The sequence below is a fragment of the Cellulomonas sp. HD19AZ1 genome (assembly GCF_004535805.1).
GTDB lineage: Bacteria > Actinomycetota > Actinomycetes > Actinomycetales > Cellulomonadaceae > Cellulomonas > Cellulomonas iranensis.
Map to the genome: position 1 here is coordinate 1 of NZ_SPHX01000001.1, position 22,467 is coordinate 22,467.

Genomic DNA, 22,467 nt, shown 5'->3' on the forward strand with positions numbered 1-22,467 from the left:
CAGGCCGAGGCCCGCATCCTCATGCTCTCGAGCAACAACATCCTCAAGCCGTCGGACGGCCGACCGGTGACCATGCCCTCGCAGGACATGATCATCGGCCTGTTCCACCTCACCTCCGACAAGGAGGACCCGCTGGGTGCGGGCCGCTCCTTCAGCTCGGTGTCCGAGGCGATCATGGCGTTCGACCAGGGGAGCCTCGACCTCAACGCGGTCGTGAAGATCCGGTTCGACGACCTCGTCCTCGACGAGGAGACCGCCCCCGAGGGCTGGGAGCCCGGTCAGACGCTGCTGTTCGAGACGACGCTCGGCCGCGCGCTCTTCAACGAGCTGCTGCCGGTCGACTACCCGTACGAGAACGGCGTGGTCGACAAGAAGCGCCTCTCGGCGATCGTCAACGACCTGGCCGAGCGGTACCCGAAGGTCGAGGTCGCGGCGTCGCTGGACGCGCTGAAGGAGGCCGGCTTCCGCTGGGCCACCCGCTCGGGCGTGACCATCGCGATCTCCGACGTCGCCACCCCGGCGATCAAGCAGGAGATCCTCGAGGAGCACGAGGCGCGCGCGGCCAAGGTGCAGGGCCAGTACGACAAGGGCCTCATCACCGACGACGAGCGTCGTCAGGAGCTCATCGAGATCTGGACGAACGCCACCGACAAGGTCGCGAAGGCGATGCAGGCCAACTTCCCGGCCCGCAACACCGTCTTCCGCATGGTCGGCTCGGGTGCGCGAGGCAACTGGATGCAGGTCCGCCAGATCGCGGGCATGCGTGGTCTGGTCGCCAACCCGAAGGGCGAGATCATCCCGCGCCCGATCAAGGCGAACTACCGCGAGGGCCTGTCCGTCCTCGAGTACTTCATCGCGACGCACGGTGCCCGCAAGGGTCTGGCGGACACCGCTCTGCGGACCGCCGACTCGGGCTACCTCACGCGTCGTCTGGTGGACGTCTCGCAGGACGTCATCGTCCGCGAGGAGGACTGCGGCACCGAGCGCGGCCTGACCATGCCGATCGGCGTGGCCGCGGCCGACGGGACGCTGCGCCGGCACGACAAGGTCGAGACGTCCGTGTACACGCGGACGCTCGCGACCGACGTGTCGGTCGGTGACGAGGTCGTCGGCCGTGCCGGCGACGACGTCGGCGACGTCCTGCTGGACCGGCTGCTCGAGGCGGGCGTGACCGAGCTCAAGATCCGCTCGGTGCTCACCTGCGAGTCGCGCGTCGGCACGTGCGCCAAGTGCTACGGCCGGTCGCTCGCGACCGGCAAGCTCGTCGACATCGGCGAGGCCGTCGGCATCATCGCGGCCCAGTCGATCGGTGAGCCCGGCACGCAGCTCACGATGCGTACCTTCCACACCGGTGGTGTGGCGTCGGCCGACGACATCACGCAGGGTCTGCCCCGTGTCCAGGAGCTCTTCGAGGCCCGTACCCCGAAGGGTGAGGCGCCGATCGCGGAGTTCTCGGGCCGCGTGACGATCGAGGAGGGCGACCGCTCGCGGGCGATCGTCCTGACGCCGGACGACGGCTCGGAGGAGATCCGCTACCCGATCACCAAGCGCTCGCGCCTGCTGGTCGGCGACGGGGACCACGTGTCGGTGGGCACGCAGCTCGTCCAGGGTGCGGTGGACCCGAAGAAGGTCCTGCGCATCCTCGGCCCGCGCGCCACGCAGAAGCACCTGGTGGACGAGGTCCAGGAGGTCTACCGCTCGCAGGGCGTGGACATCCACGACAAGCACATCGAGGTCATCGTGCGGCAGATGCTGCGGCGCGTGACGGTGCTCGACTCCGGCGAGACGGGCCTGCTGCCCGGCGAGCTGGCCGAGCGCGGCCGCTTCGAGGACGCGAACCGCAAGGCCGTGTCCGAGGGTGGCCAGCCCGCGTCGGGCCGTCCCGAGCTCATGGGCATCACCAAGGCGTCGCTCGCGACGGACTCGTGGCTGTCGGCCGCGTCGTTCCAGGAGACGACCAAGGTGCTGACCGAGGCCGCGATGTCGAGCCGTTCGGACCCGCTGCTGGGCCTGAAGGAGAACGTCATCCTCGGCAAGCTGATCCCCGCCGGCACGGGCCTGCCCCGCTACCGGGACATCGCGGTGGAGGCGACCGAGGAGGCGAAGGCCGAGCTGTACCCGGCCTTCGGCTACGACGAGATCGACTTCCCGGCGCTCGGCCTGGGCACCGGCGAGGCGATCCCGCTCGAGGACATCGACTTCGGCGACTACCGCTGAGGTCGACCACCTCCCCAGCACGACCCCGAGGGGCCCGTCGGATGCGTCCGGCGGGCCCCTCGGGCGTTCCCGCGCGCCTCGCGTTGGGCCCGCGGGCCCACGCGGTTGGTGCCGTGGTCACTGGCCGGGCGCACCTCGTGGCCCGGAAGATACGGCCATGACCAGGCACGACGCGCGTCGCGACGCGGAGCAGAGGGACGCCGGCGCCGGCGCCGTGGAGTACGTCGGCGTGATCGTCCTCGTCGTCCTGGTCGTGGCGGGCGCCCTCGCGGCCGTCCGCGCGTCCGGGGTGGGCACGACGCTCGCCGAGCGCGTGACGTGCGCGGTGCGGTCGATCGGCACGCAGGCCGGCGACTGCGGCGGCGACGACGCGCCGACCCGGTACGGCGACGACGACGGCGTGCGGGCGCCGGCACCGGCCGCGGACGGCGCGTCGGGTGGCGGGTCGGGCGACCCGGCGGACGGCGCGGGGTCGGCCGAGTACGCCAACGCCGCCACCGACCGGCAGGAGGCCGACCCGGCCCGGGTCGACACGGCGCTCGACGACGTGCGGGACGCGCTCGAGGGGGGCTTCTGGGGCGTGCGCGGGGGCGACCTCGAGGACGCGAGGACCGCGGTCGCCGGGCTGAACGGGCGTGAGGTCGACGCGCTCGTCGCGGCGATGAGCGACGCGGAGCTCGAGCACTGGGTCGAGCAGATGGAGGAGGGCTGGCTGTTCGGCGGGTGGTCGCGCGAGGAGCGGCGCGAGCTGTGGGAGCTGCTCGCCTCACGGGCGTCGAAGGAGACGCTCGACCGGTTCGCGGCCGTGACCGACGAGCTGCAGCCCAGCTTCGCCGACCTCGGCGGCGACGGCGCGCGCGACGACCCCGAGAGCGTGCGGAACGTCGCGGAGTACGGCGAGGTGCCGCACCAGCTGTACGTCGGTGGCGTCGACCCGGCGGACATCCAGCAGGGGGCGATCGGCGACTGCTGGTGGATGGCCTCGCTGGGGGCCGTCGCGCAGGCCGACCCCGGCGTCATCCGGGACGCGATCACGGTGAACGAGAACGGGTCGTACACGGTGCGTCTGTACGACGACGGCAGGCCTGTCGACGTCACGGTGTCGCCGGAGATGGTGCTGGTCGACGGCGCGCCCGCGCTCGCGCGCTCGCCGCAGTACCTGCTGGACGACGACCGGACGCTCGGCTACGAGGTGTGGCCGATGGTCATGGAGAAGGCGCTCGCGCTGCACTACGGCGACTACGCGGCCATCGAGGGCGGGTGGCCGTCGGTCGGCATGGAGACCCTGACGGGGCGGCCGTCGACGAGCCACGACCCGGGTGACGTGTCGCTCCAGCGGCTCGCGGACACGCTCGACGACGGCGGCGCGATCGGCGTCGCGTCGCTCACCACCGACGGCGCGAAGAAGAGCCCGTACTACGCGGCGGACGCGTCGACGCGGCTGTACGCCAACCACGCCTACTACGTGCAGGAGGTCGACGTGGAGGCGGGTACCGTGACGTTGGTCAACCCGTGGGGGCTGCGGAGCTACGCGCCCGTGACCCTGCCCTACGCCGACTACCTGCAGCAGTTCCGCCAGGTCGACATGAACGAGGTGCGCTGATGTCCCTCCATCGACGGCTCGCGTCGGTCGCGGTGCTGCTCGCGGTCGTCGGGGGGCTCTCCGCGTGCGGGGACCAGGCGTCCGAGCCGCCCGAGGGGGCCGCGCGCCTGCGGGAGAACGTCCCGACCACGGTCGACGGCGTCGTGCTCGTGGCCGCGAACGTCTGGGACGACTCGATCGTGCTGACGGCGGACGACGGCGAGGGCGCGGCCGAGGACGCGGGGATCGCGGTCGGTGAGCGTGCGACGCTCAAGGGCCGCACCTACGAGCTGGTCTCGGTGCACGAGGACACCTCCTCGTCGGCGCCGGGCGGGTCGGGCAGCTACGCGTGGGTGCTCCCGGTCGAGTGACGTCGGCCGCGTCGGGACCGGGGCGCGGCCACCGGACCGGCGCTCGACGCCGCGTGGGCGGGCGCCACGTGCGCGTCTGGTGCGTGTCGGCGGGGGTGGCCTGCTCCTTTGACGGGCCTGGTGGTGCGCGGTAGCGTAGGACACCGTGCCCGCGCCGTCGGGCCCTTGTGCGTGCACGCGGCCCGACCCCACCCGTGGGGTCGCGGCGAGCGGCACCGGGTGGCTGGCCCACCTCCCACGGAACGCGTCCTCCGGGACCGTCCGCGCGGGAGGGGAGCGAGCGACACGCCCGGGCGCGGGGGTCGGTGCGGGACTCGAGACCTCCGGGGTAGCCGTGCGACGGGCGGCGATCCGGGACGAGCCGGCCGTCCTGGGTGACGGGTGCCGGTCAGACCAGAGAACACCGACAGACGGAGACGTAGTGCCTACGATCCAGCAGCTGGTCCGCAAGGGCCGGCAGGCGAAGACGAACAAGTCGAAGACGCCTGCCCTCAAGGGCTCCCCCCAGCGACGCGGTGTGTGCACCCGCGTCTACACGACCACCCCGAAGAAGCCGAACTCGGCGCTCCGCAAGGTCGCGCGCGTCCGCCTCTCCTCGGGCATCGAGGTCACGGCGTACATCCCGGGTGTCGGCCACAACCTGCAGGAGCACTCGATCGTGCTCGTGCGCGGCGGTCGTGTGAAGGACCTGCCGGGTGTCCGCTACAAGATCGTGCGCGGCGCGCTCGACACGCAGGGCGTGAAGAACCGCAAGCAGGCGCGCAGCCGCTACGGCGCGAAGAAGGGCTGAGACAGATGCCTCGCAAGGGTCCCGCTCCGAAGCGGCCGCTGATCGTCGACCCGGTCTACGGATCGCCCGTCGTCACGCAGCTCATCAACAAGATCCTCCTCGACGGCAAGAAGACCGTCGCCGAGTCGATCGTCTACGGCGCCCTCGAGGGCGTCCGCGAGAAGACGCAGTCCGACCCGGTCGTCGTGCTCAAGCGCGCGCTCGACAACGTGCGTCCCGCGCTCGAGGTCAAGTCCCGCCGCGTCGGTGGTGCGACCTACCAGGTGCCGATCGAGGTCCGCCCCGTGCGTGCCACGACGCTCGCGCTGCGCTGGCTCACGGACTACTCGCGGGCCCGCCGCGAGAAGACCATGACCGAGCGCCTCATGAACGAGATCCTCGACGCGTCCAACGGCCTCGGTGCCGCGGTGAAGCGCCGTGAGGACATGCACAAGATGGCCGAGTCCAACCGGGCGTTCGCGCACTACCGCTGGTGACCCCGCCGCCGCGGCGGGCCGGTCCTTCGCAGGACCGGCCCGCGGCGGCGCGGACGGGCACCGACCGCAAGCCAACCGACAAGGGGCTAACACGTGGCACTGGACGTGCTGACGGACCTCACGAAGGTCCGCAACATCGGCATCATGGCGCACATCGATGCCGGCAAGACGACGACCACCGAGCGGATCCTGTTCTACACGGGGGTCAACTACAAGATCGGTGAGACGCACGACGGCGCCTCGACGATGGACTGGATGGAGCAGGAGCAGGAGCGCGGCATCACGATCACGTCGGCCGCGACGACCTGCTACTGGAAGAACAACCAGATCAACATCATCGACACCCCCGGTCACGTGGACTTCACGGTCGAGGTCGAGCGCTCGCTGCGCGTCCTCGACGGCGCGGTCGCGGTGTTCGACGGCAAGGAGGGCGTCGAGCCCCAGTCGGAGACCGTCTGGCGTCAGGCCGACAAGTACGACGTCCCGCGCATCTGCTTCGTCAACAAGATGGACAAGCTGGGCGCTGACTTCTACTTCACGGTCAAGACGATCGTCGACCGCCTGAAGGCCAAGCCGCTGGTCATCCAGCTGCCGATCGGCTCCGAGAACGACTTCATCGGCGTCGTGGACCTGGTCGAGATGCGCGCCCTGGTGTGGCGCGGCGAGACCGCCCTCGGCGAGAAGTACGAGATCGAGGACATCCCGGCCGACCTGCAGGAGAAGGCGGAGCAGTACCGCGCCGAGCTCCTCGAGGCCGTCGCCGAGACGAGCGACGAGCTGCTGGAGAAGTTCCTCGGCGGCGAGGAGCTCACGGTCGCCGAGATCAAGGCCGGCATCCGCCAGCTCACGGTCACGTCGTCCGCCTACCCGGTCCTGTGCGGCTCGGCGTTCAAGAACAAGGGCGTGCAGCCCATGCTCGACGCCGTCATCGACTACCTGCCGACGCCCCTGGACGTCGCGGCGGTCGAGGGTCACGACGTCAAGGACCCCGAGATCGTCGTCGAGCGTCACCCCGACGCCGCGGAGCCGTTCTCGGCCCTTGCGTTCAAGGTCGCGGCGCACCCGTTCTTCGGCAAGCTGACCTACGTCCGCGTGTACTCGGGCAAGGTCGAGCAGGGCGCCGCGGTGCTCAACTCGACCAAGGGGAAGAAGGAGCGCATCGGGAAGCTCTTCCAGATGCACTCCAACAAGGAGAACCCCGTCCCCGAGGCGCAGGCCGGCCACATCTACGCGTTCATCGGTCTCAAGGACGTCACCACCGGTGACACCCTGTGCGACCCGGCCGCGCCGGTGATCCTCGAGTCGATGACCTTCCCGGAGCCCGTCATCGACGTGGCGATCGAGCCGAAGACGAAGGCCGACCAGGAGAAGCTCTCCACGGCCATCCAGAAGCTCGCCGAGGAGGACCCGACCTTCCGCGTGAAGCTCGACGAGGAGACCGGCCAGACCGTCATCGGCGGCATGGGCGAGCTCCACCTCGACATCCTCGTCGACCGCATGCGTCGCGAGTTCAAGGTCGAGGCCAACGTCGGCAAGCCGCAGGTCGCGTACCGCGAGACCATCCGCCGTGCGGTCGAGAAGATCGACTACACGCACAAGAAGCAGACCGGTGGCTCGGGCCAGTACGCCAAGGTCCAGATGACCTTCGAGCCGCTCGACCCGGCCGAGGGCGAGCTGTACGAGTTCGAGAACAAGGTCACCGGTGGCCGCGTCCCGCGCGAGTACATCCCGTCGGTCGACGCCGGCATCCAGAGCGCGATGCAGCTCGGTGTCCTCGCGGGCTACCCGCTCGTGGGCATCAAGGCGATCCTGCTCGACGGTGCCGCGCACGACGTCGACTCCTCGGAGATGGCGTTCAAGATCGCGGGCTCGATGATCCTCAAGGAGGCGGTGCGCAAGGCGGACCCGGCCCTCCTCGAGCCGATCATGGCCGTCGAGGTGCGCACGCCCGAGGACTACATGGGCGACGTCATCGGCGACATCAACTCGCGACGCGGCATGATCCAGTCCATGGAGGACGCGACGGGCGTGAAGGTCATCCGCGCCCAGGTGCCGCTCTCCGAGATGTTCGGGTACGTCGGTGACCTGCGGTCGAAGACCCAGGGTCGTGCCGTCTACTCGATGCAGTTCGACAGCTACGCCGAGGTTCCTCGGAACGTTGCCGACGAGATCATCAAGAAGACCCGGGGCGAGTAGTCCCACAGGTCGACCCCCGCAGTACCAGCAACACATCCGACCCGTAGGACCGCACGCCGCGCAGGTACCGTCAGGTGGCTGCCGTCGGGCAATCTCTACCAAGTCCTGAGGAGGACACCCAGTGGGCAAGGCGAAGTTCGAGCGGACCAAGCCGCACGTCAACATCGGGACCATCGGTCACGTCGACCACGGCAAGACGACGCTGACCGCCGCGATCTCGAAGGTGCTGCACGACAAGTACCCGGAGCTGAACCCCTTCACGCCGTTCGACGAGATCGACAAGGCGCCCGAGGAGAAGCAGCGCGGTATCACGATCAACATCGCGCACGTCGAGTACCAGACCGAGAAGCGTCACTACGCGCACGTCGACGCCCCCGGTCACGCCGACTACATCAAGAACATGATCACGGGTGCGGCGCAGATGGACGGCGCCATCCTCGTGGTCGCGGCGACCGACGGCCCGATGGCCCAGACGCGTGAGCACGTCCTGCTCGCCCGTCAGGTCGGCGTCCCGTACCTGCTCGTCGCGCTCAACAAGTCCGACATGGTCGACGACGAGGAGATCCTCGAGCTCGTCGAGATGGAGGTCCGCGAGCTGCTGTCGTCGCAGGAGTTCGACGGCGACAACGCCCCGGTCATCCGCGTCTCGGGCCTCAAGGCGCTCGAGGGCGACCCGCAGTGGGTCAAGTCGGTCGAGGACCTGCTCGACGCCGTCGACGAGAACGTGCCGGACCCGGTGCGCGACATCGACAAGCCGTTCCTCATGCCGATCGAGGACGTCTTCACGATCACCGGTCGTGGCACCGTCGTCACCGGTCGTGTCGAGCGCGGTCAGCTCAAGGTGAACGAGGAGGTGGAGATCGTCGGCATCAAGGAGAAGGCGATCAAGACCACCGTCACCGGTGTCGAGATGTTCCGCAAGCTCCTCGACTACGCCGAGGCGGGCGAGAACGTCGGCCTGCTCCTGCGCGGCACGAAGCGCGAGGAGGTCGAGCGCGGCCAGGTCGTCGTCAAGCCGGGTTCGATCACGCCGCACACCGAGTTCGAGGGCCAGGTCTACATCCTGTCCAAGGACGAGGGTGGCCGTCACAACCCGTTCTACGGCAACTACCGTCCGCAGTTCTACTTCCGGACGACCGACGTCACCGGCGTCATCACGCTGCCCGAGGGCACCGAGATGGTCATGCCCGGCGACAACACCGAGATCTCGGTGACGCTCATCCAGCCCATCGCGATGGAGGAGGGCCTCGGCTTCGCCATCCGCGAGGGTGGCCGCACCGTCGGCTCGGGCCGGGTCACGAAGATCATCAAGTGATCACCGCCCCTCGGGGCTGATCCACACGCAGGGCCCGGGAGCTTCGGCTCCCGGGCCCTGCGTCGTCCCCGGCCGGCCGACGGCAGCGGTCCGGACCAGGGGAGTTGGCTTTGCGGCCCGCGTCTGGCAGACTGTCGGGGTTGCCCGCTGGGGTGTGCGTTCACGCGCGCCCATCGCTGGGCGAACAGACGTGGCGGACGCCCAGACCCTCGGGGTCACCCGACGGGGGGCGGACGACAACCACGGCCCCCGTCCGGGAACGGTGCGCGAGCGCCGAGGCGCGTCGCGAACAGCGACACGCCCGAGTGCGGGGGTCGGACAGGACCGGTTCGAGAGAGAGAAGTAGACGACGCCATGGCGGGACAGAAGATCCGCATCAGGCTCAAGTCCTACGACCACGAGGTCATCGACAGCTCGGCGCGCAAGATCGTCGACACGGTGACTCGCGCTGGTGCGTCGGTCGTGGGTCCGGTGCCGCTGCCGACGGAGAAGAACGTCTTCTGCGTCATCCGGTCGCCCCACAAGTACAAGGACAGCCGCGAGCACTTCGAGATGCGCACGCACAAGCGGCTCATCGACATCATCGACCCCACGCCGAAGGCCGTCGACTCGCTCATGCGTCTCGACCTGCCCGCGGACGTGAACATCGAGATCAAGCTCTGATCGCTGGGAAGGGACTGATCTTTCATGGCTACCCAGCAGAACGCGCGCCCCGTCACGGCGCTGCTCGGCACCAAGCTCGGCATGACGCAGCTGTGGGACGAGGCCGGTCGCCTCGTGCCGGTCACGGTCATCGCCGTCGGCACCAACGTCGTGACGCAGGTCCGCTCCGCTGAGAGCGACGGCTACGCCGCGGTCCAGCTGGCCTACGGCCAGATCGACCCGCGCAAGGTCACCAAGCCGCTCAAGGGTCACTTCGAGAAGGCGGGGGTCACCCCCCGTCGGCACGTGGCCGAGATCCGTACGCCGAACGCCGCCGAGTTCACGCTCGGCCAGGAGATCACCGCGGGGGCCTTCGAGGCCGGCCAGGTGGTCGACGTCATCGGCACCACCAAGGGCAAGGGCACGGCCGGTGTCATGAAGCGTCACGGCTTCTCCGGCGTCGGCGCCTCCCACGGTGCGCACCGCAACCACCGCAAGCCCGGCTCGATCGGCGGGGCCTCGACCCCGTCGCGCGTCTTCAAGGGCCTGCGCATGGCCGGTCGGATGGGCGTCGCCCGTCAGACCACCCAGAACCTGACCGTGCACGCGGTCGACGCAGAGAAGGGTCTGCTGCTCGTCAAGGGCGCGGTTCCCGGCCCCAAGGGCGGCGTCGTCGTCGTGCGTACCGCTGCGAAGGGTGCGTGACCTCGATGAGCGACACGCTGACCGTCGACGTCCTCGACGAGAAGGGCAAGAAGGCCGGCACGGCCGACCTGCCCGGTGACGTCTTCGACGTGCAGACGAACGTCCCGCTGATCCACCAGGTCGTCGTCGCCCAGCTCGCCGCCGCGCGCCAGGGCACCCACGACACCAAGACCCGCGGCGAGGTCCGCGGCGGTGGCAAGAAGCCGTACAAGCAGAAGGGCACCGGCCGCGCCCGTCAGGGCTCGACCCGTGCGCCGCAGTTCGCCGGCGGTGGCACCGTCCACGGCCCGACCCCCCGCGACTACTCGCAGCGGACCCCGAAGAAGATGAAGGCCGCGGCGCTCCGCGGTGCTCTCTCGGACCGCGCGCGTGCCGGCCGCGTCCACGTCGTCACGGGCTTCGCCCCGGGCGAGGTCCCGTCGACCAAGGCCGCCCTCGCGGTGCTCGACAACCTCTCCGGTCGCAAGCACGTCCTCGTGGTCGTCGAGCGCCAGGACGAGATCACCTGGAAGTCGCTGCGGAACGTCGAGCGGGTGCACCTGCTCGTCGCCGACCAGCTCAACACCTACGACGTCCTCATCTCGGACGACGTGGTCTTCACGCAGGGCGCGCTCGACGCGTTCCTCGCCGGCCCTGCCAAGGGTGCGAAGGCCGTCGCCACCGAGGCCGAGGCCAACGAGGAGACGAAGTGACCGCCGTCGGTAAGGACCCGCGCGACATCCTGATCGCGCCGGTCGTCTCGGAGAAGAGCTACGGCCTGCTCGACGAGGGCAAGTACACGTTCCTCGTGGACCCGCGGGCCAACAAGACCGAGATCAAGATCGCCGTCGAGCAGGTCTTCGGCGTCAAGGTCGAGTCGGTCAACACCGCGAACCGTCAGGGCAAGGCCCGCCGGACCCGCTTCGGCATCGGCCGCCGCAAGAACACGAAGCGTGCGATCGTCACCCTCCGCGAGGGCTCGATCGACATCTTCGGCGGACCGGTCGGCTGACCGAGAGCGAAGAGGACGAACTCCCATGGGAATCCGTAAGTACAAGCCGACGACGCCCGGCCGCCGCGGCTCGAGCGTCGCCGACTTCGTGGAGATCACGCGCTCGACGCCCGAGAAGTCGCTGGTCCGCCCGCTGCACAAGACGGGTGGCCGCAACTCCACCGGCCGCGTCACGACGCGTCACCAGGGTGGCGGGCACAAGCGCGCCTACCGCGTGATCGACTTCCGTCGTCACGACAAGGACGGCGTGCCGGCCAAGGTCGCGCACATCGAGTACGACCCCAACCGCACGGCGCGCATCGCGCTCCTGCACTACGCGGACGGCGAGAAGCGCTACATCATCGCCCCCAACAAGGTGCAGCAGGGTGACGTGCTCGAGGCCGGCCCCGGCGCCGACATCAAGCCCGGCAACAACCTGCCCCTGCGCAACATCCCGACCGGTACGGTCATCCACGCCATCGAGCTCAAGCCCGGTGGCGGCGCGAAGATCGCCCGTTCGGCCGGTGCGTCGGTACAGCTCGTCGCCAAGGACGGGCCGTACGCGCAGCTGCGCATGCCGTCCGGCGAGATCCGCAACGTCGACCTGCGCTGCCGCGCCACGGTCGGCGAGGTGGGCAACGCCGAGCAGTCGAACATCAACTGGGGCAAGGCCGGCCGTATGCGCTGGAAGGGCAAGCGCCCGACCGTCCGCGGTGTCGCCATGAACCCGATCGACCACCCGCACGGTGGTGGTGAGGGCAAGACCTCCGGTGGCCGCCACCCGGTGAGCCCGTGGGGTCAGCCCGAGGGCCGCACCCGTCGTCCGAACAAGCCGAGCGACAAGCTCATCGTGCGCCGTCGGCGCACCGGCAAGAAGCGCTGATAGGAGCCCGAGAGAATGCCTCGCAGCCTCAAGAAGGGCCCGTTCGTCGACGGCCACCTGCAGAAGAAGGTCGACGCGCAGAACGAGGCCGGCACGAAGAACGTCATCAAGACGTGGTCGCGTCGCTCGATGATCACGCCCGACTTCCTCGGCCACACCTTCGCGGTCCACGACGGCCGCAAGCACACCCCGGTCTTCGTGACGGAGTCGATGGTCGGGCACAAGCTCGGCGAGTTCGCTCCGACGCGGACGTTCCGCGGCCACGAGAAGGACGACCGGAAGGGCCGTCGCCGCTGACCCCGGTCAGCCTGGTGACGCCCTGACGGCAGAGACAAGAGAGCAGGACAGCGATGGAAGCCAAGGCGAAGGCGCGGTTCGTCCGCGTCACGCCCCAGAAGGCCCGCCGCGTCGTGGACCTCATCCGTGGCAAGCAGGCGGCCGAGGCCGTGGCGGTGCTGAAGTTCGCGCCGCAGGCCGCGGCGGAGCCCGTCCTCAAGACGGTGCAGTCCGCGGTCGCGAACGCGGTCGAGGGGGCCAAGCGCAACAGCGAGCGCCTCGACGAGGCAGACCTCTACATCTCGGAGGTCTTCGTCGACGAGGGCCCGACGCTCAAGCGCTTCCGCCCGCGCGCGCAGGGTCGCGCCGGTCGGATCATGAAGCGCACGAGCCACATCACGGTCGTCATCTCGCAGCGCGAGAAGGCGACCTCCACCAAGGGAGGGACCCGCTAGTGGGACAGAAGGTCAACCCGCTCGGGTACCGCCTCGGCATCACGACCGACCACCGGTCGCGGTGGTTCGCGGACTCGACGAAGCCGGGCCAGCGGTACCGCGACTACGTGCGCGAGGACGTGCAGATCCGCAAGCTCATGAGCACGGGTCTCGAGCGCGCCGGCATCGCCAAGGTCGAGATCGAGCGCACGCGTGACCGTGTGCGCGTCGACATCCACACCGCCCGCCCGGGCATCGTCATCGGGCGTCGTGGTGCGGAGGCCGACCGCATCCGTGGCGAGCTCGAGAAGCTCACGGGCAAGCAGGTCCAGCTGAACATCCTCGAGGTCAAGAACGCCGAGATCGAGGCTCAGCTGGTCGCCCGGGGCATCGCCGAGCAGCTCGCGAGCCGCGTGTCGTTCCGTCGTGCCATGCGCAAGGGCATCCAGTCGGCCCAGCGCGCCGGTGCCAAGGGCATCCGCGTGCAGGTCTCCGGCCGCCTCGGCGGTGCGGAGATGAGCCGCACGGAGTTCTACCGCGAGGGTCGTGTGCCGCTGCACACGCTGCGCGCGAACATCGACTACGGCTTCTTCGAGGCCCGCACGACCTTCGGCCGCATCGGCGTGAAGGTCTGGGTCTACAAGGGCGACGTCACCGAGAAGGAGTGGGCACGCGAGCAGGCCTCGCAGGCTCCCCGCCCCTCGCGTGGCCCGCGTGGTGACCGTGGCGACCGCGGTCCTCGCGGCGGCGGTCGTCGTACCGAGCGTCAGGACGCTCCCGCCCCGGCCGCCGAGCAGGCGCCCGCGGCGGAGGCGCCCACCGAGTCCGGAACGGAGGCCTGAGCCGTGCTGATCCCGCGCAGGCTGAAGCACCGCAAGCAGCACCACCCGAAGCGCTCCGGCGCCTCGACCGGTGGCACCACGATCTCGTTCGGTGAGTTCGGCATCCAGGCTCTCGAGCCCGCCTACGTCACCAACCGGCAGATCGAGGCTGCTCGTATCGCCATGACCCGCCACATCAAGCGTGGTGGGAAGGTCTGGATCAACATCTACCCGGACCGTCCCCTCACGAAGAAGCCCGCCGAGACCCGCATGGGTTCCGGCAAGGGCTCGCCCGAGTGGTGGATCGCCAACGTCAAGCCCGGCCGAGTCATGTTCGAGCTCGCCGGCGTCCCGGAGCCGCTCGCGCGTGAGGCCATGCGCCGCGCGCAGCACAAGCTCCCGATGAAGACACGTTTCATCGTGCGCGAGGGTGGTAACTGATGGCTATCGGAACCAAGGATCTGGCTCCCAGCGAGCTGGACACCTTCGACGACGAGAAGCTGGTCGCCGAGCTGAAGAAGGCCAAGGAGGAGCTGTTCAACCTCCGCTTCCAGTCCGCGACCGGTCAGCTCGAGAGCCACGGGCGCCTCAAGGCCGTCCGCAAGGACATCGCGCGCATCTACACGATCCTGCGCGAGCGCGAGCTCGGCATCCGGACCGCCCCGAGCGCGGAGTGAGGCACTCATGAGCACGAAGCACGAGCAGACCACGGCGACGACGGACCCCCGCGGTTACCGCAAGACCCGTCGCGGCTACGTCGTCTCCGACAAGATGGACAAGACCGTCGTCGTTGAGGTCGAGGACCGCGTCAAGCACCCGCTGTACGGCAAGGTCATCCGCCGTACCAGCAAGGTGAAGGCGCACGACGAGCTGAACGGCGCCGGCATCGGCGACCTGGTCGAGATCATGGAGACCCGGCCGCTGTCGGCGACCAAGCGCTGGCGCGTCGTCGAGATCCTCGAGAAGGCCAAGTGACACGGGCCGGCGGCCCCCTCGTGGGGTCGCCGGCACCTGCAAGCAGCACCATGACAGTTGCCCACGGCGCGGGCGGGCCCGCCCGCCCGCGGCGTGTGCACCACGGCAACCATCCGTATGGCCAGGCTCGGCGCCACGGCAGACCGAGAACCCGCCAGACGACAGGAGTAGCTAGATGATCCAGCAGGAGTCGCGACTGCGTGTCGCCGACAACACGGGTGCGAAGGAGATTCTCTGCATCCGTGTGCTCGGCGGCTCCGGCCGTCGCTACGCCGGTATCGGCGACGTCATCGTCGCCACCGTCAAGGACGCGATCCCCGGCGGCAACGTCAAGAAGGGCGACGTCGTCAAGGCGGTCGTCGTGCGCACCCGCAAGGAGCGCCGGCGTCCCGACGGCTCGTACATCAAGTTCGACGAGAACGCCGCGGTGATCCTCAAGAACGACGGCGAGCCGCGCGGCACCCGCATCTTCGGCCCCGTGGGCCGCGAGCTGCGCGACAAGAAGTTCATGAAGATCATCTCGCTGGCTCCGGAGGTGCTCTGACCATGGCGAAGATCAAGAAGGGCGACCTGGTCGTCGTCATCTCGGGCCGCGACAAGGGGCAGCAGGGCCGCGTGCTCGAGGTGCTCCCCGAGACGCAGCGCGTCGTGGTCGAGGGCGTGCAGCGCGTGCAGAAGCACGTCAAGGCGGGCCAGTCGGCCCGCGGCACCCGCACCGGTGGCATCGAGACCGTCGAGGCCCCCATCCACATCAGCAACGTGATGCTCGTGGACCCGGAGACCAAGAAGGGCACCCGGGTCGGCTACCGCACCGAGCAGGTCGAGCGGGACGGCCGCACGCGCACCGTGCGCGTCCGCGTCGCCAAGCGCTCCGGTAAGGACATCTGATGACCGAGACCACCATCGAGGCCCCGGCCCTGCCGCGTCTGAAGACGCGCTACGCCGAGGAGATCAAGCCGGCGCTCTTCGAGCAGTTCGGCCACGAGAACATCAACCAGGTTGCGCGGCTGGTCAAGGTCGTCGTCAACATGGGCGTCGGCGAGGCCGCGAAGGACTCCAAGCTCATCGAGGGCGCGATCCGCGACCTGACCCAGATCACGGGTCAGAAGCCGCAGGTCACGAAGGCCCGCAAGTCGATCGCGCAGTTCAAGCTGCGCGAGGGCATGCCGATCGGCGCGCACGTCACGCTGCGCGGCGACCGGGCCTGGGAGTTCCTGGACCGCCTGCTGAACATCGCGCTGCCGCGCATCCGCGACTTCCGCGGGCTGTCGCCGCAGCAGTTCGACGGCAACGGGAACTACACGTTCGGTCTGACCGAGCAGTCGGTGTTCCACGAGATCGACCAGGACAAGATCGACCGGGTCCGCGGCATGGACATCACGGTCGTCACGACCGCGACGACGGACGACGAGGGGCGCGCGTTCCTCAAGCTCCTCGGCTTCCCGTTCAAGGAGAACTGACCATGGCGAAGACCGCCCTCATCAACAAGGCGGCCGCGAAGCCGAAGTTCGCGGTCCGCGGGTACACGCGCTGCCAGAAGTGCGGTCGTCCGCACTCGGTGTACCGCAAGTTCGGCCTGTGCCGGATCTGCGTGCGGGAGATGGCCCACCGTGGCGAGCTCCCCGGCGTGACCAAGAGCAGCTGGTAAGAACCACCGGACGTCGGTAGGTCCGCGGCCCCCTGGCGGGGCCGCGGATACCCCGGCGAGAAAGGGCGAACGCCCGATGACCATGACCGACCCGATCGCAGACTTCCTGACGCGTCTGCGCAACGCGAACTCGGCGCACCACGACACGGTGACGATCCCGTTCTCGAAGCTCAAGAGCCACATCGCCGAGATCCTGCAGGCCGAGGGCTACATCTCGGGCTGGACCGTCGAGGACGCCCCCGTGGGCAAGAACCTCACGATCACCCTGAAGTACGGCCCCAACCGCGAGCGTGCGCTCGCCGGCGTCAAGCGCGTGTCCAAGCCGGGCCTGCGCGTGTACGCCAAGTCGACCAACCTGCCGAAGGTGCTCGGCGGCCTGGGCGTGGCGATCCTGTCCACGTCCTCCGGCCTGCTGACCGACAAGCAGGCAGCCAAGAAGGGTGTGGGCGGGGAAGTCCTCGCCTACGTCTGGTAAGCCCGAGACGGAGAGGAGAACAGCCATGTCTCGAATCGGCAGGATCCCCGTCCCGGTGCCTTCGGGTGTCGACGTGACGATCGACGGCCGCGTGGTGACGGTGAAGGGCCCCAAGGGGGAGCTCACCCACACGGTCGCCGCCCCCATCGCGGTGGACCGCGACGACGCCGGCGCCCTCGTGGTGACGCGTCCCGACGACGAGCGCGCCTCGCGCTCGCTGCACGGCCTGACCCGCACGCTGCTGGCCAACCTGGTCACCGGCGTCACGGAGGGCTACACCAAGAAGCTCGAGATCGTCGGCACCGGTTACCGCGTGACGGCGAAGGGCAGCAACCTCGAGTTCGCGCTCGGCTTCAGCCACCCCGTCGTCGTCGAGCCGCCGGCGGGCATCACGTTCGCCGTCGAGACCCCGACGAAGTTCTCGGTCGAGGGCATCGACAAGCAGCAGGTCGGCGAGGTCGCCGCGAACATCCGCAAGATCCGCAAGCCCGAGCCGTACAAGGGCAAGGGCGTGCGGTACGCGGGCGAGAACGTGCGCCGCAAGGTCGGAAAGGCTGGGAAGTAAGCCATGGCGATCAGCATCAAGGGCAAGGGCACGACCATCGCCCGTCGCCGCCGCCACCTGCGCCTGCGCAAGAAGGTCGTCGGCACGGCTGCGCGTCCCCGCCTCGTCGTGACGCGGTCCGCGCGTCACATCACGGCCCAGGTCGTCGACGACGGCCTCGGCAAGACCGTCGCGTCGGCGTCGACCCTCGAGGCCGACCTGCGCGGCCACGACGGCGACAAGACCGCCAAGGCGAAGAAGGTCGGCGAGCTCGTCGCGGCCCGTGCCAAGGCTGCGGGTGTCGAGGCGGTCGTGTTCGACCGCGGCGGCAACAAGTACCACGGCCGTGTGGCCGCGGTCGCCGACGGCGCCCGTGAGGGTGGTCTGGCCCTGTGACGACGAACTCCGCATCGAAGAAGAGGACTTTCTGATGGCTGCTCCTCAGCGCAGCAACACCGGTGCCGGCGGCACCGGCGGCGACCGCCGGGACGGCGGCCGTCGTGACGGCGGGCGGCGCGGTGACGCCGCCGAGAAGAGCGCGTTCGTCGAGCGCGTCGTGACGATCAACCGTGTCGCGAAGGTCGTCAAGGGCGGCCGTCGCTTCAGCTTCACCGCGCTCGTCGTGGTGGGTGACGGTGACGGCACGGTCGGCGTCGGCTACGGCAAGGCGAAGGAGGTGCCCGCGGCGATCGCCAAGGGTGTCGAGGAGGCGAAGAAGAACTTCTTCCGCGTCCCCCGCATCCAGGGCACCATCCCGCACCCCGTCCAGGGTGAGAAGGCCGCCGGCGTCGTCTTCCTGCGTCCCGCGTCCCCCGGTACCGGTGTGATCGCCGGTGGTCCGGTGCGCGCGGTGCTCGAGTGCGCCGGCATCCACGACGTGCTCAGCAAGTCGCTCGGGTCGTCCAACGCGATCAACATCGTGCACGCCACGGTCGAGGCCCTGCGCTCCCTCGAGGAGCCCGAGGCCGTCGCCGCCCGTCGTGGGCTGGCGCTCGACCACGTCGCGCCGGCCCCGCTGCTGCGGGCGCAGGCCGAGGGCCGTGCCGCCTCGGCGGCCGCGAAGGCGGGTGCGTGATGGCGCGTCTCAAGGTGACCCAGACCCGGTCCGCCATCGGCGGCAAGCAGAACCAGCGCGACACGCTGCGCACCCTGGGCCTCAAGCGGATCGGCGACGTCGTCGTCAAGGAGGACCGTCCTGAGATCCGCGGCATGGTCAAGACGGTGACGCACCTCGTCGCGGTCGAGGAGGTCGAGTGACCATGGCCGACGACAAGAAGGCCGACGAGAAGGCGACGGAGACCACGGCTGCGGCCGAGAAGAAGGCTCCGGCGAAGAAGGCTCCCGCCAAGAAGGCTCCGGCCAAGGCGACCGCCACGACGGAGTCCTCGGCCGCGGCCGAGAAGGCGGCTCCGGCGAAGAAGACGGCCCCGACCGCTGCCGCGAAGGCGGCGGCCGAGGCCGCGGCGGCCCCCGGTGCGGGCGGCACGCTCAAGGTGCACCACCTGCGTCCGGCCCCCGGCGCCAAGACCGCCAAGACCCGTGTGGGTCGTGGTGAGGCGTCGAAGGGCAAGACGGCGGGTCGTGGTACCAAGGGCACCAAGGCGCGCTACCAGGTGCCGGACCGCTTCGAGGGTGGGCAGATGCCGCTGCACATGCGGCTGCCCAAGCTCCGCGGCTTCAAGAACCCGTTCCGTGTCGAGTACCAGGTCGTCAACCTGGACAAGCTCTCGGCGCTGTACCCGGACGGCGGCGACGTGACGGTCGCCGACCTGGTCGCCAAGGGCGCGGTCCGCAAGGGCCGTCCCGTCAAGGTGCTCGGCACCGGCGAGCTCACGGTCAAGGTGTCCGTCGCGGTCGACGCGTACTCCGCGTCCGCGAAGGACAAGATCGTGGCGGCCGGCGGCAGCGTCGCGCAGGACTGACGTCCGCGCGGCGCCCGTGGCGCACAGCAGTGACCCAGCGGGCGGTCCCGGTTCCACCGGGGCCGCCCGCTGTGGTGTGCGGGGCGCGCCACGGAGAGCCGCCGGCGTGATCCGGAACGTTTCAGACGCGCGGCCCGCACGCCGCGCACGGACGTCGTGCAGGGCGGCGCGAGCCGCAGGGTAGGCTTTCCCGGCGGTCCGTCCCGCTCATCGACGGCGACGGGGTCGGTGGACGGCCCACACAGCAGGAGGACGACAGGTGCTCGGTGCATTCGCGAGGGCGTTCAGGACGCCCGACCTGCGGCGCAAGCTGCTCTTCACCATCGGGATCATGGTGGTGTTCCGCGCAGGCTCGTTCCTGCCCACCCCCGGGGTGAGCTATCCGAACGTGCAGATCTGCATCGACCGCACCGCGGACAACGACCTGCTCGGGCTGGTGAACCTGTTCAGCGGCGGTGCGCTGCTGCAGCTGTCGGTGTTCTCGCTCGGGATCATGCCGTACATCACGGCGAGCATCATCATCCAGCTCCTGCGCGTGGTGATCCCCAAGTTCGAGGAGCTCCACAAGGAGGGCCAGGCGGGCACCGCCAAGCTCACGCAGTACACGCGCTACCTCACGATCGGCCTGGCCGTCCTGCAGTCGACGACGATCATCACGTTCGCGCGCAGCGGCAACCTGTTCCAGGGCTGCACCGTCGACGTCATCCCCGACGACTCGTGGATCACGCTGCTCATCATGGTCATCACCATGACCGCGGGCACCGGCCTCATCATGTGGCTCGGCGAGCTCATCACCGAGCGCGGCGTCGGCAACGGCATGTCGCTGCTCATCTTCACGTCGATCGCCGCGTCGTTCCCCGGCGCCATGTGGTCGATCGCGGGCGGCGCCGGCGGCATCGGCAAGTTCCTCGCCGTGATGGGCATCATCGTCCTGGTGATCGCGCTCGTGGTGTTCGTCGAGCAGTCGCAGCGTCGCGTGCCGGTGCAGTACGCCAAGCGCATGGTCGGGCGCCGCATGTACGGCGGGTCGAGCACCTACATCCCGATCAAGATCAACATGGCCGGCGTCATCCCCGTGATCTTCGCGTCGTCGCTGCTCGCGGTGCCGACGCTGATCGCGCAGTTCGGCGACCCGACGGCCGGCTGGGTGCAGTGGATCACGCGCTACGTCGCGGCCCCCGAGGCGCCGCTGCACATCGGCATCTACGTGCTGCTGATCATCTTCTTCTGCTACTTCTACACGGCCATCACGTTCAACCCGGACGAGGTCGCCGACAACATGAAGAAGTACGGCGGGTTCATCCCCGGCATCCGCGCCGGGCGTCCCACCGCCGAGTACCTCGACTACGTGATCACGCGGATCACCGCGCCCGGGTCGATCTACCTCGCGCTCGTCGCGCTCATCCCGACGATCGCCTTCATCGTGCTCGACGTCGGCAGCAACATCCCGTTCGGCGGCGCGTCGATCCTCATCGTCGTCGGCGTCGGGCTCGAGACCGTCAAGCAGATCGAGTCGCAGCTGCAGCAGCGGCACTACGAAGGGTTCCTCCGTTGAGCGCACGTCTGGTCCTCCTGGGCCCCCCGGGGGCGGGCAAGGGCACGCAGGCCGTCCGTCTCGCCGAGCGGCTGGGTGTCCCGGCCATCTCGACCGGCGACATCTTCCGGTCCAACATCAAGAACGGCACCGAGCTGGGTCGTCGCGTGCAGGACATCACCGCGTCGGGCGCGCTCGTGCCGGACGAGCTCACGAACGAGCTCGTGCGCGACCGCCTCGCGCAGTCGGACGCGGTGGACGGGTTCCTGCTGGACGGGTACCCGCGCAACGTCGCCCAGGTCGCGGCGCTCGACGAGATGCTCGCCACGGCGGGCCAGCAGCTCGACCTCGCGGTCGAGCTGACCGTCGACCCGCAGGTCGTGGTCGAGCGGCTGACCAGGCGCGCCGAGATCGAGGGGCGGGCGGACGACACGGAGGACGTCATCCGTCACCGCCTCGACGTCTACGCCGAGCAGACCGCGCCCATCTCGCAGGTCTACGCCGCGCGCGGCGTCCTCGCGCAGGTCGACGGGCTGGGCGAGGTCGACGAGGTCACCGAGCGCCTCGTCGCCGCGCTGGCCCCCGTCCTGTCCTGAGGAGCAGCCCGTGTTCGGCCGCGAGAAGATCGAGTACAAGACGCCCGAGCAGGTGGCGATCATGCGCCGCGCGGGTCTCGTGGTCGCCGACGCGCTCGACGCGGTGCGCGGCGCGCTCGCGCCGGGCATGACGACGGCCGAGCTCGACGCCGTCGCGGAGGACGTCATCCGCTCCGCCGGTGCGACGCCCTCCTTCCTCGGCTACCACGGGTACCCGGCGAGCCTGTGCATCTCGGTCAACGAGGAGATCGTCCACGGGATCCCGGGGAGCCGGGTCCTGCAGCCCGGCGACGTCGTGTCCGTCGACTGCGGCGCGATCGTCGACGGCTGGCACGGCGACTCGGCGTTCTCCGCGGTCCTCGAGCCGGCCGACCCCGCCGACGTCGCGCTCGTGACGACGACCGAGGACGCGCTCTGGGCGGGCATCGCCGCGCTCGCGACGCCGGGCGGGCGGCTCGGCGCCGTCGGCGAGGCCGTCGAGGACGTGGTCGAGGCCGCCGCCGCCCCCTACGGCATCGTCGAGGACTACGTGGGTCACGGCATCGGGACGGCGATGCACCAGCCGCCCGACGTCCCGAACTACCGCACGAAGGATCGCGGCACCAAGCTGCGGGCCGGCCTGTGCGTCGCCGTCGAGCCGATGCTCGTGCGCGGCGCCGAGGCGAACCACGTGCTCGCCGACGACTGGACGGTCGTGACCGACGACGGTGCGCGCGCGGCGCACTGGGAGCACTCCGTGGCGATCCTCGAGGACGGCATCGTCGTGCTGACGGCCCGCGACGGGGGAGCGGCGCGGCTGCGCGCGCTCGGCGTCGAGATCGCGTCGCTCTGACGTCGCGCACGCCGGGGCGGGGCACCGGCGACGGGGTCCGCACGACCCGGTTCCCGGCCGTTCCGGACCGGGCCCGCGATGGCGTATGATGGTTCGTTGGTTGTGCGTTCCGTGATACCCACCTGTCGGTGGCGGGATCGGTGCCCAGCCGCCCCACGACCGTCCAGCGGGTTCCGGCACGTCCGGAGCCGCCGGTGGCGCGGGGGTCGTGGGTCCGTCGCGAGGCGAGCCTGCAGCAGCACCCGTCAGTACGACAGTTAGCG

General features: G+C 69.8%; 30 protein-coding genes and 1 pseudogene. All 31 read left to right on the forward strand.

Annotation, left to right across the window (positions count from 1 at the left end):
* Positions 1–2,217 (forward strand): annotated as a pseudogene (locus tag E4A51_RS00005) (DNA-directed RNA polymerase subunit beta'); the annotation flags it as partial.
* A 157-nt stretch (positions 2,218–2,374) separates the two neighbouring features.
* Complete coding sequence (locus E4A51_RS00010; protein ID WP_134850576.1) at positions 2,375–3,820, forward strand: C2 family cysteine protease; 1,446 nt, start codon at positions 2,375–2,377, stop codon at positions 3,818–3,820.
* Positions 3,820–4,170, forward strand: coding sequence for a hypothetical protein (locus E4A51_RS00015; protein WP_070319398.1), 351 nt, complete (start codon positions 3,820–3,822; stop codon positions 4,168–4,170). The genes E4A51_RS00010 and E4A51_RS00015 overlap by 1 nt, the downstream gene beginning before the upstream one ends.
* A gap of 421 nt (positions 4,171–4,591) precedes the next feature.
* Entirely contained in the window at positions 4,592–4,960 is a 369-nt protein-coding gene (gene rpsL, locus E4A51_RS00020; RefSeq protein ID WP_013117883.1) for a 30S ribosomal protein S12, read from the forward strand.
* A 5-nt stretch (positions 4,961–4,965) separates the two neighbouring features.
* Complete coding sequence (rpsG, locus tag E4A51_RS00025) at positions 4,966–5,436, forward strand: 30S ribosomal protein S7 (protein WP_046528995.1); 471 nt, start codon at positions 4,966–4,968, stop codon at positions 5,434–5,436.
* A gap of 93 nt (positions 5,437–5,529) precedes the next feature.
* Positions 5,530–7,632, forward strand: coding sequence for an elongation factor G (gene fusA, locus E4A51_RS00030; RefSeq protein ID WP_046528994.1), 2,103 nt, complete (start codon positions 5,530–5,532; stop codon positions 7,630–7,632).
* A 121-nt stretch (positions 7,633–7,753) separates the two neighbouring features.
* Entirely contained in the window at positions 7,754–8,947 is a 1,194-nt protein-coding gene (gene tuf / locus E4A51_RS00035) for an elongation factor Tu (RefSeq protein WP_046528993.1), read from the forward strand.
* Positions 8,948–9,301: 354 nt separating this feature from the next.
* Positions 9,302–9,610, forward strand: coding sequence for a 30S ribosomal protein S10 (rpsJ, locus tag E4A51_RS00040; RefSeq protein ID WP_013117879.1), 309 nt, complete (start codon positions 9,302–9,304; stop codon positions 9,608–9,610).
* Positions 9,611–9,634: 24 nt separating this feature from the next.
* Positions 9,635–10,294 carry a 50S ribosomal protein L3 gene (gene rplC, locus E4A51_RS00045; protein WP_046528992.1) on the forward strand — a complete coding sequence of 220 codons (660 nt, stop codon included), beginning with the start codon at positions 9,635–9,637 and terminating at the stop codon, positions 10,292–10,294.
* 5 nt (positions 10,295–10,299) lie between these two features.
* Complete coding sequence (gene rplD, locus E4A51_RS00050; RefSeq protein WP_046530713.1) at positions 10,300–10,986, forward strand: 50S ribosomal protein L4; 687 nt, start codon at positions 10,300–10,302, stop codon at positions 10,984–10,986.
* A complete protein-coding gene (gene rplW / locus E4A51_RS00055) occupies positions 10,983–11,285 on the forward strand; it encodes a 50S ribosomal protein L23 (RefSeq protein ID WP_046528991.1) in 303 nt (100 codons plus the stop codon). The genes rplD and rplW overlap by 4 nt, the downstream gene beginning before the upstream one ends.
* 25 nt (positions 11,286–11,310) lie before the next feature.
* A complete protein-coding gene (gene rplB, locus E4A51_RS00060; protein WP_046528990.1) occupies positions 11,311–12,147 on the forward strand; it encodes a 50S ribosomal protein L2 in 837 nt (278 codons plus the stop codon).
* Between the two features lie 15 nt (positions 12,148–12,162).
* Positions 12,163–12,444, forward strand: a complete 282-nt coding sequence (gene rpsS / locus E4A51_RS00065; RefSeq protein WP_013117874.1) for a 30S ribosomal protein S19 — start codon at positions 12,163–12,165, stop codon at positions 12,442–12,444.
* Between the two features lie 53 nt (positions 12,445–12,497).
* Entirely contained in the window at positions 12,498–12,878 is a 381-nt protein-coding gene (rplV, locus tag E4A51_RS00070) for a 50S ribosomal protein L22 (RefSeq protein WP_046528989.1), read from the forward strand.
* The gene (gene rpsC, locus E4A51_RS00075) at positions 12,878–13,699 is read left to right on the forward strand and encodes a 30S ribosomal protein S3 (protein WP_134850577.1); all 822 of its coding nucleotides are present in this window, start codon (positions 12,878–12,880) and stop codon (positions 13,697–13,699) included. The genes rplV and rpsC overlap by 1 nt, the downstream gene beginning before the upstream one ends.
* Before the next feature lie 3 nt (positions 13,700–13,702).
* Positions 13,703–14,119 (forward strand): 50S ribosomal protein L16, encoded by a 417-nt coding sequence (rplP, locus tag E4A51_RS00080; RefSeq protein ID WP_046528987.1) that lies wholly within the window; start codon positions 13,703–13,705, stop codon positions 14,117–14,119.
* Positions 14,119–14,355, forward strand: a complete 237-nt coding sequence (gene rpmC, locus E4A51_RS00085) for a 50S ribosomal protein L29 (protein WP_046528986.1) — start codon at positions 14,119–14,121, stop codon at positions 14,353–14,355. Before rplP ends, rpmC begins: the two co-directional genes overlap by 1 nt.
* A 7-nt stretch (positions 14,356–14,362) precedes the next feature.
* Positions 14,363–14,653 (forward strand): 30S ribosomal protein S17, encoded by a 291-nt coding sequence (gene rpsQ / locus E4A51_RS00090; protein WP_046528985.1) that lies wholly within the window; start codon positions 14,363–14,365, stop codon positions 14,651–14,653.
* 175 nt (positions 14,654–14,828) lie between these two features.
* A complete protein-coding gene (gene rplN, locus E4A51_RS00095; RefSeq protein ID WP_013770175.1) occupies positions 14,829–15,197 on the forward strand; it encodes a 50S ribosomal protein L14 in 369 nt (122 codons plus the stop codon).
* Between the two features lie 2 nt (positions 15,198–15,199).
* Positions 15,200–15,541 carry a 50S ribosomal protein L24 gene (gene rplX / locus E4A51_RS00100; protein WP_046528984.1) on the forward strand — a complete coding sequence of 114 codons (342 nt, stop codon included), beginning with the start codon at positions 15,200–15,202 and terminating at the stop codon, positions 15,539–15,541.
* On the forward strand, positions 15,541–16,113 hold the full coding sequence (gene rplE, locus E4A51_RS00105; protein WP_046528983.1) for a 50S ribosomal protein L5: 573 nt from the start codon (positions 15,541–15,543) through the stop codon (positions 16,111–16,113). The genes rplX and rplE overlap by 1 nt, the downstream gene beginning before the upstream one ends.
* Positions 16,114–16,115: 2 nt before the next feature.
* On the forward strand, positions 16,116–16,301 hold the full coding sequence (locus E4A51_RS00110; RefSeq protein WP_046528982.1) for a type Z 30S ribosomal protein S14: 186 nt from the start codon (positions 16,116–16,118) through the stop codon (positions 16,299–16,301).
* Between the two features lie 76 nt (positions 16,302–16,377).
* Complete coding sequence (rpsH, locus tag E4A51_RS00115; protein ID WP_046528981.1) at positions 16,378–16,776, forward strand: 30S ribosomal protein S8; 399 nt, start codon at positions 16,378–16,380, stop codon at positions 16,774–16,776.
* A 25-nt stretch (positions 16,777–16,801) separates the two neighbouring features.
* Positions 16,802–17,341 (forward strand): 50S ribosomal protein L6, encoded by a 540-nt coding sequence (rplF, locus tag E4A51_RS00120; protein ID WP_046528980.1) that lies wholly within the window; start codon positions 16,802–16,804, stop codon positions 17,339–17,341.
* 3 nt (positions 17,342–17,344) lie between these two features.
* Positions 17,345–17,716: a 50S ribosomal protein L18 gene (gene rplR, locus E4A51_RS00125; protein ID WP_046528979.1), complete on the forward strand. Its 372-nt coding sequence runs from the start codon at positions 17,345–17,347 to the stop codon at positions 17,714–17,716.
* Between the two features lie 34 nt (positions 17,717–17,750).
* Entirely contained in the window at positions 17,751–18,395 is a 645-nt protein-coding gene (rpsE, locus tag E4A51_RS00130) for a 30S ribosomal protein S5 (RefSeq protein ID WP_070319397.1), read from the forward strand.
* Complete coding sequence (rpmD, locus tag E4A51_RS00135; protein WP_013117860.1) at positions 18,395–18,577, forward strand: 50S ribosomal protein L30; 183 nt, start codon at positions 18,395–18,397, stop codon at positions 18,575–18,577. The genes rpsE and rpmD overlap by 1 nt, the downstream gene beginning before the upstream one ends.
* A 2-nt stretch (positions 18,578–18,579) precedes the next feature.
* Positions 18,580–19,242: a 50S ribosomal protein L15 gene (gene rplO, locus E4A51_RS00140; RefSeq protein ID WP_134850867.1), complete on the forward strand. Its 663-nt coding sequence runs from the start codon at positions 18,580–18,582 to the stop codon at positions 19,240–19,242.
* Between the two features lie 259 nt (positions 19,243–19,501).
* Complete coding sequence (gene secY, locus E4A51_RS00145) at positions 19,502–20,797, forward strand: preprotein translocase subunit SecY (RefSeq protein WP_046528977.1); 1,296 nt, start codon at positions 19,502–19,504, stop codon at positions 20,795–20,797.
* Positions 20,794–21,372: an adenylate kinase gene (locus E4A51_RS00150; protein ID WP_134850578.1), complete on the forward strand. Its 579-nt coding sequence runs from the start codon at positions 20,794–20,796 to the stop codon at positions 21,370–21,372. The genes secY and E4A51_RS00150 overlap by 4 nt, the downstream gene beginning before the upstream one ends.
* Positions 21,373–21,382: 10 nt before the next feature.
* A complete protein-coding gene (gene map / locus E4A51_RS00155) occupies positions 21,383–22,204 on the forward strand; it encodes a type I methionyl aminopeptidase (RefSeq protein WP_134850579.1) in 822 nt (273 codons plus the stop codon).
* Positions 22,205–22,467 lie beyond the last annotated feature (263 nt).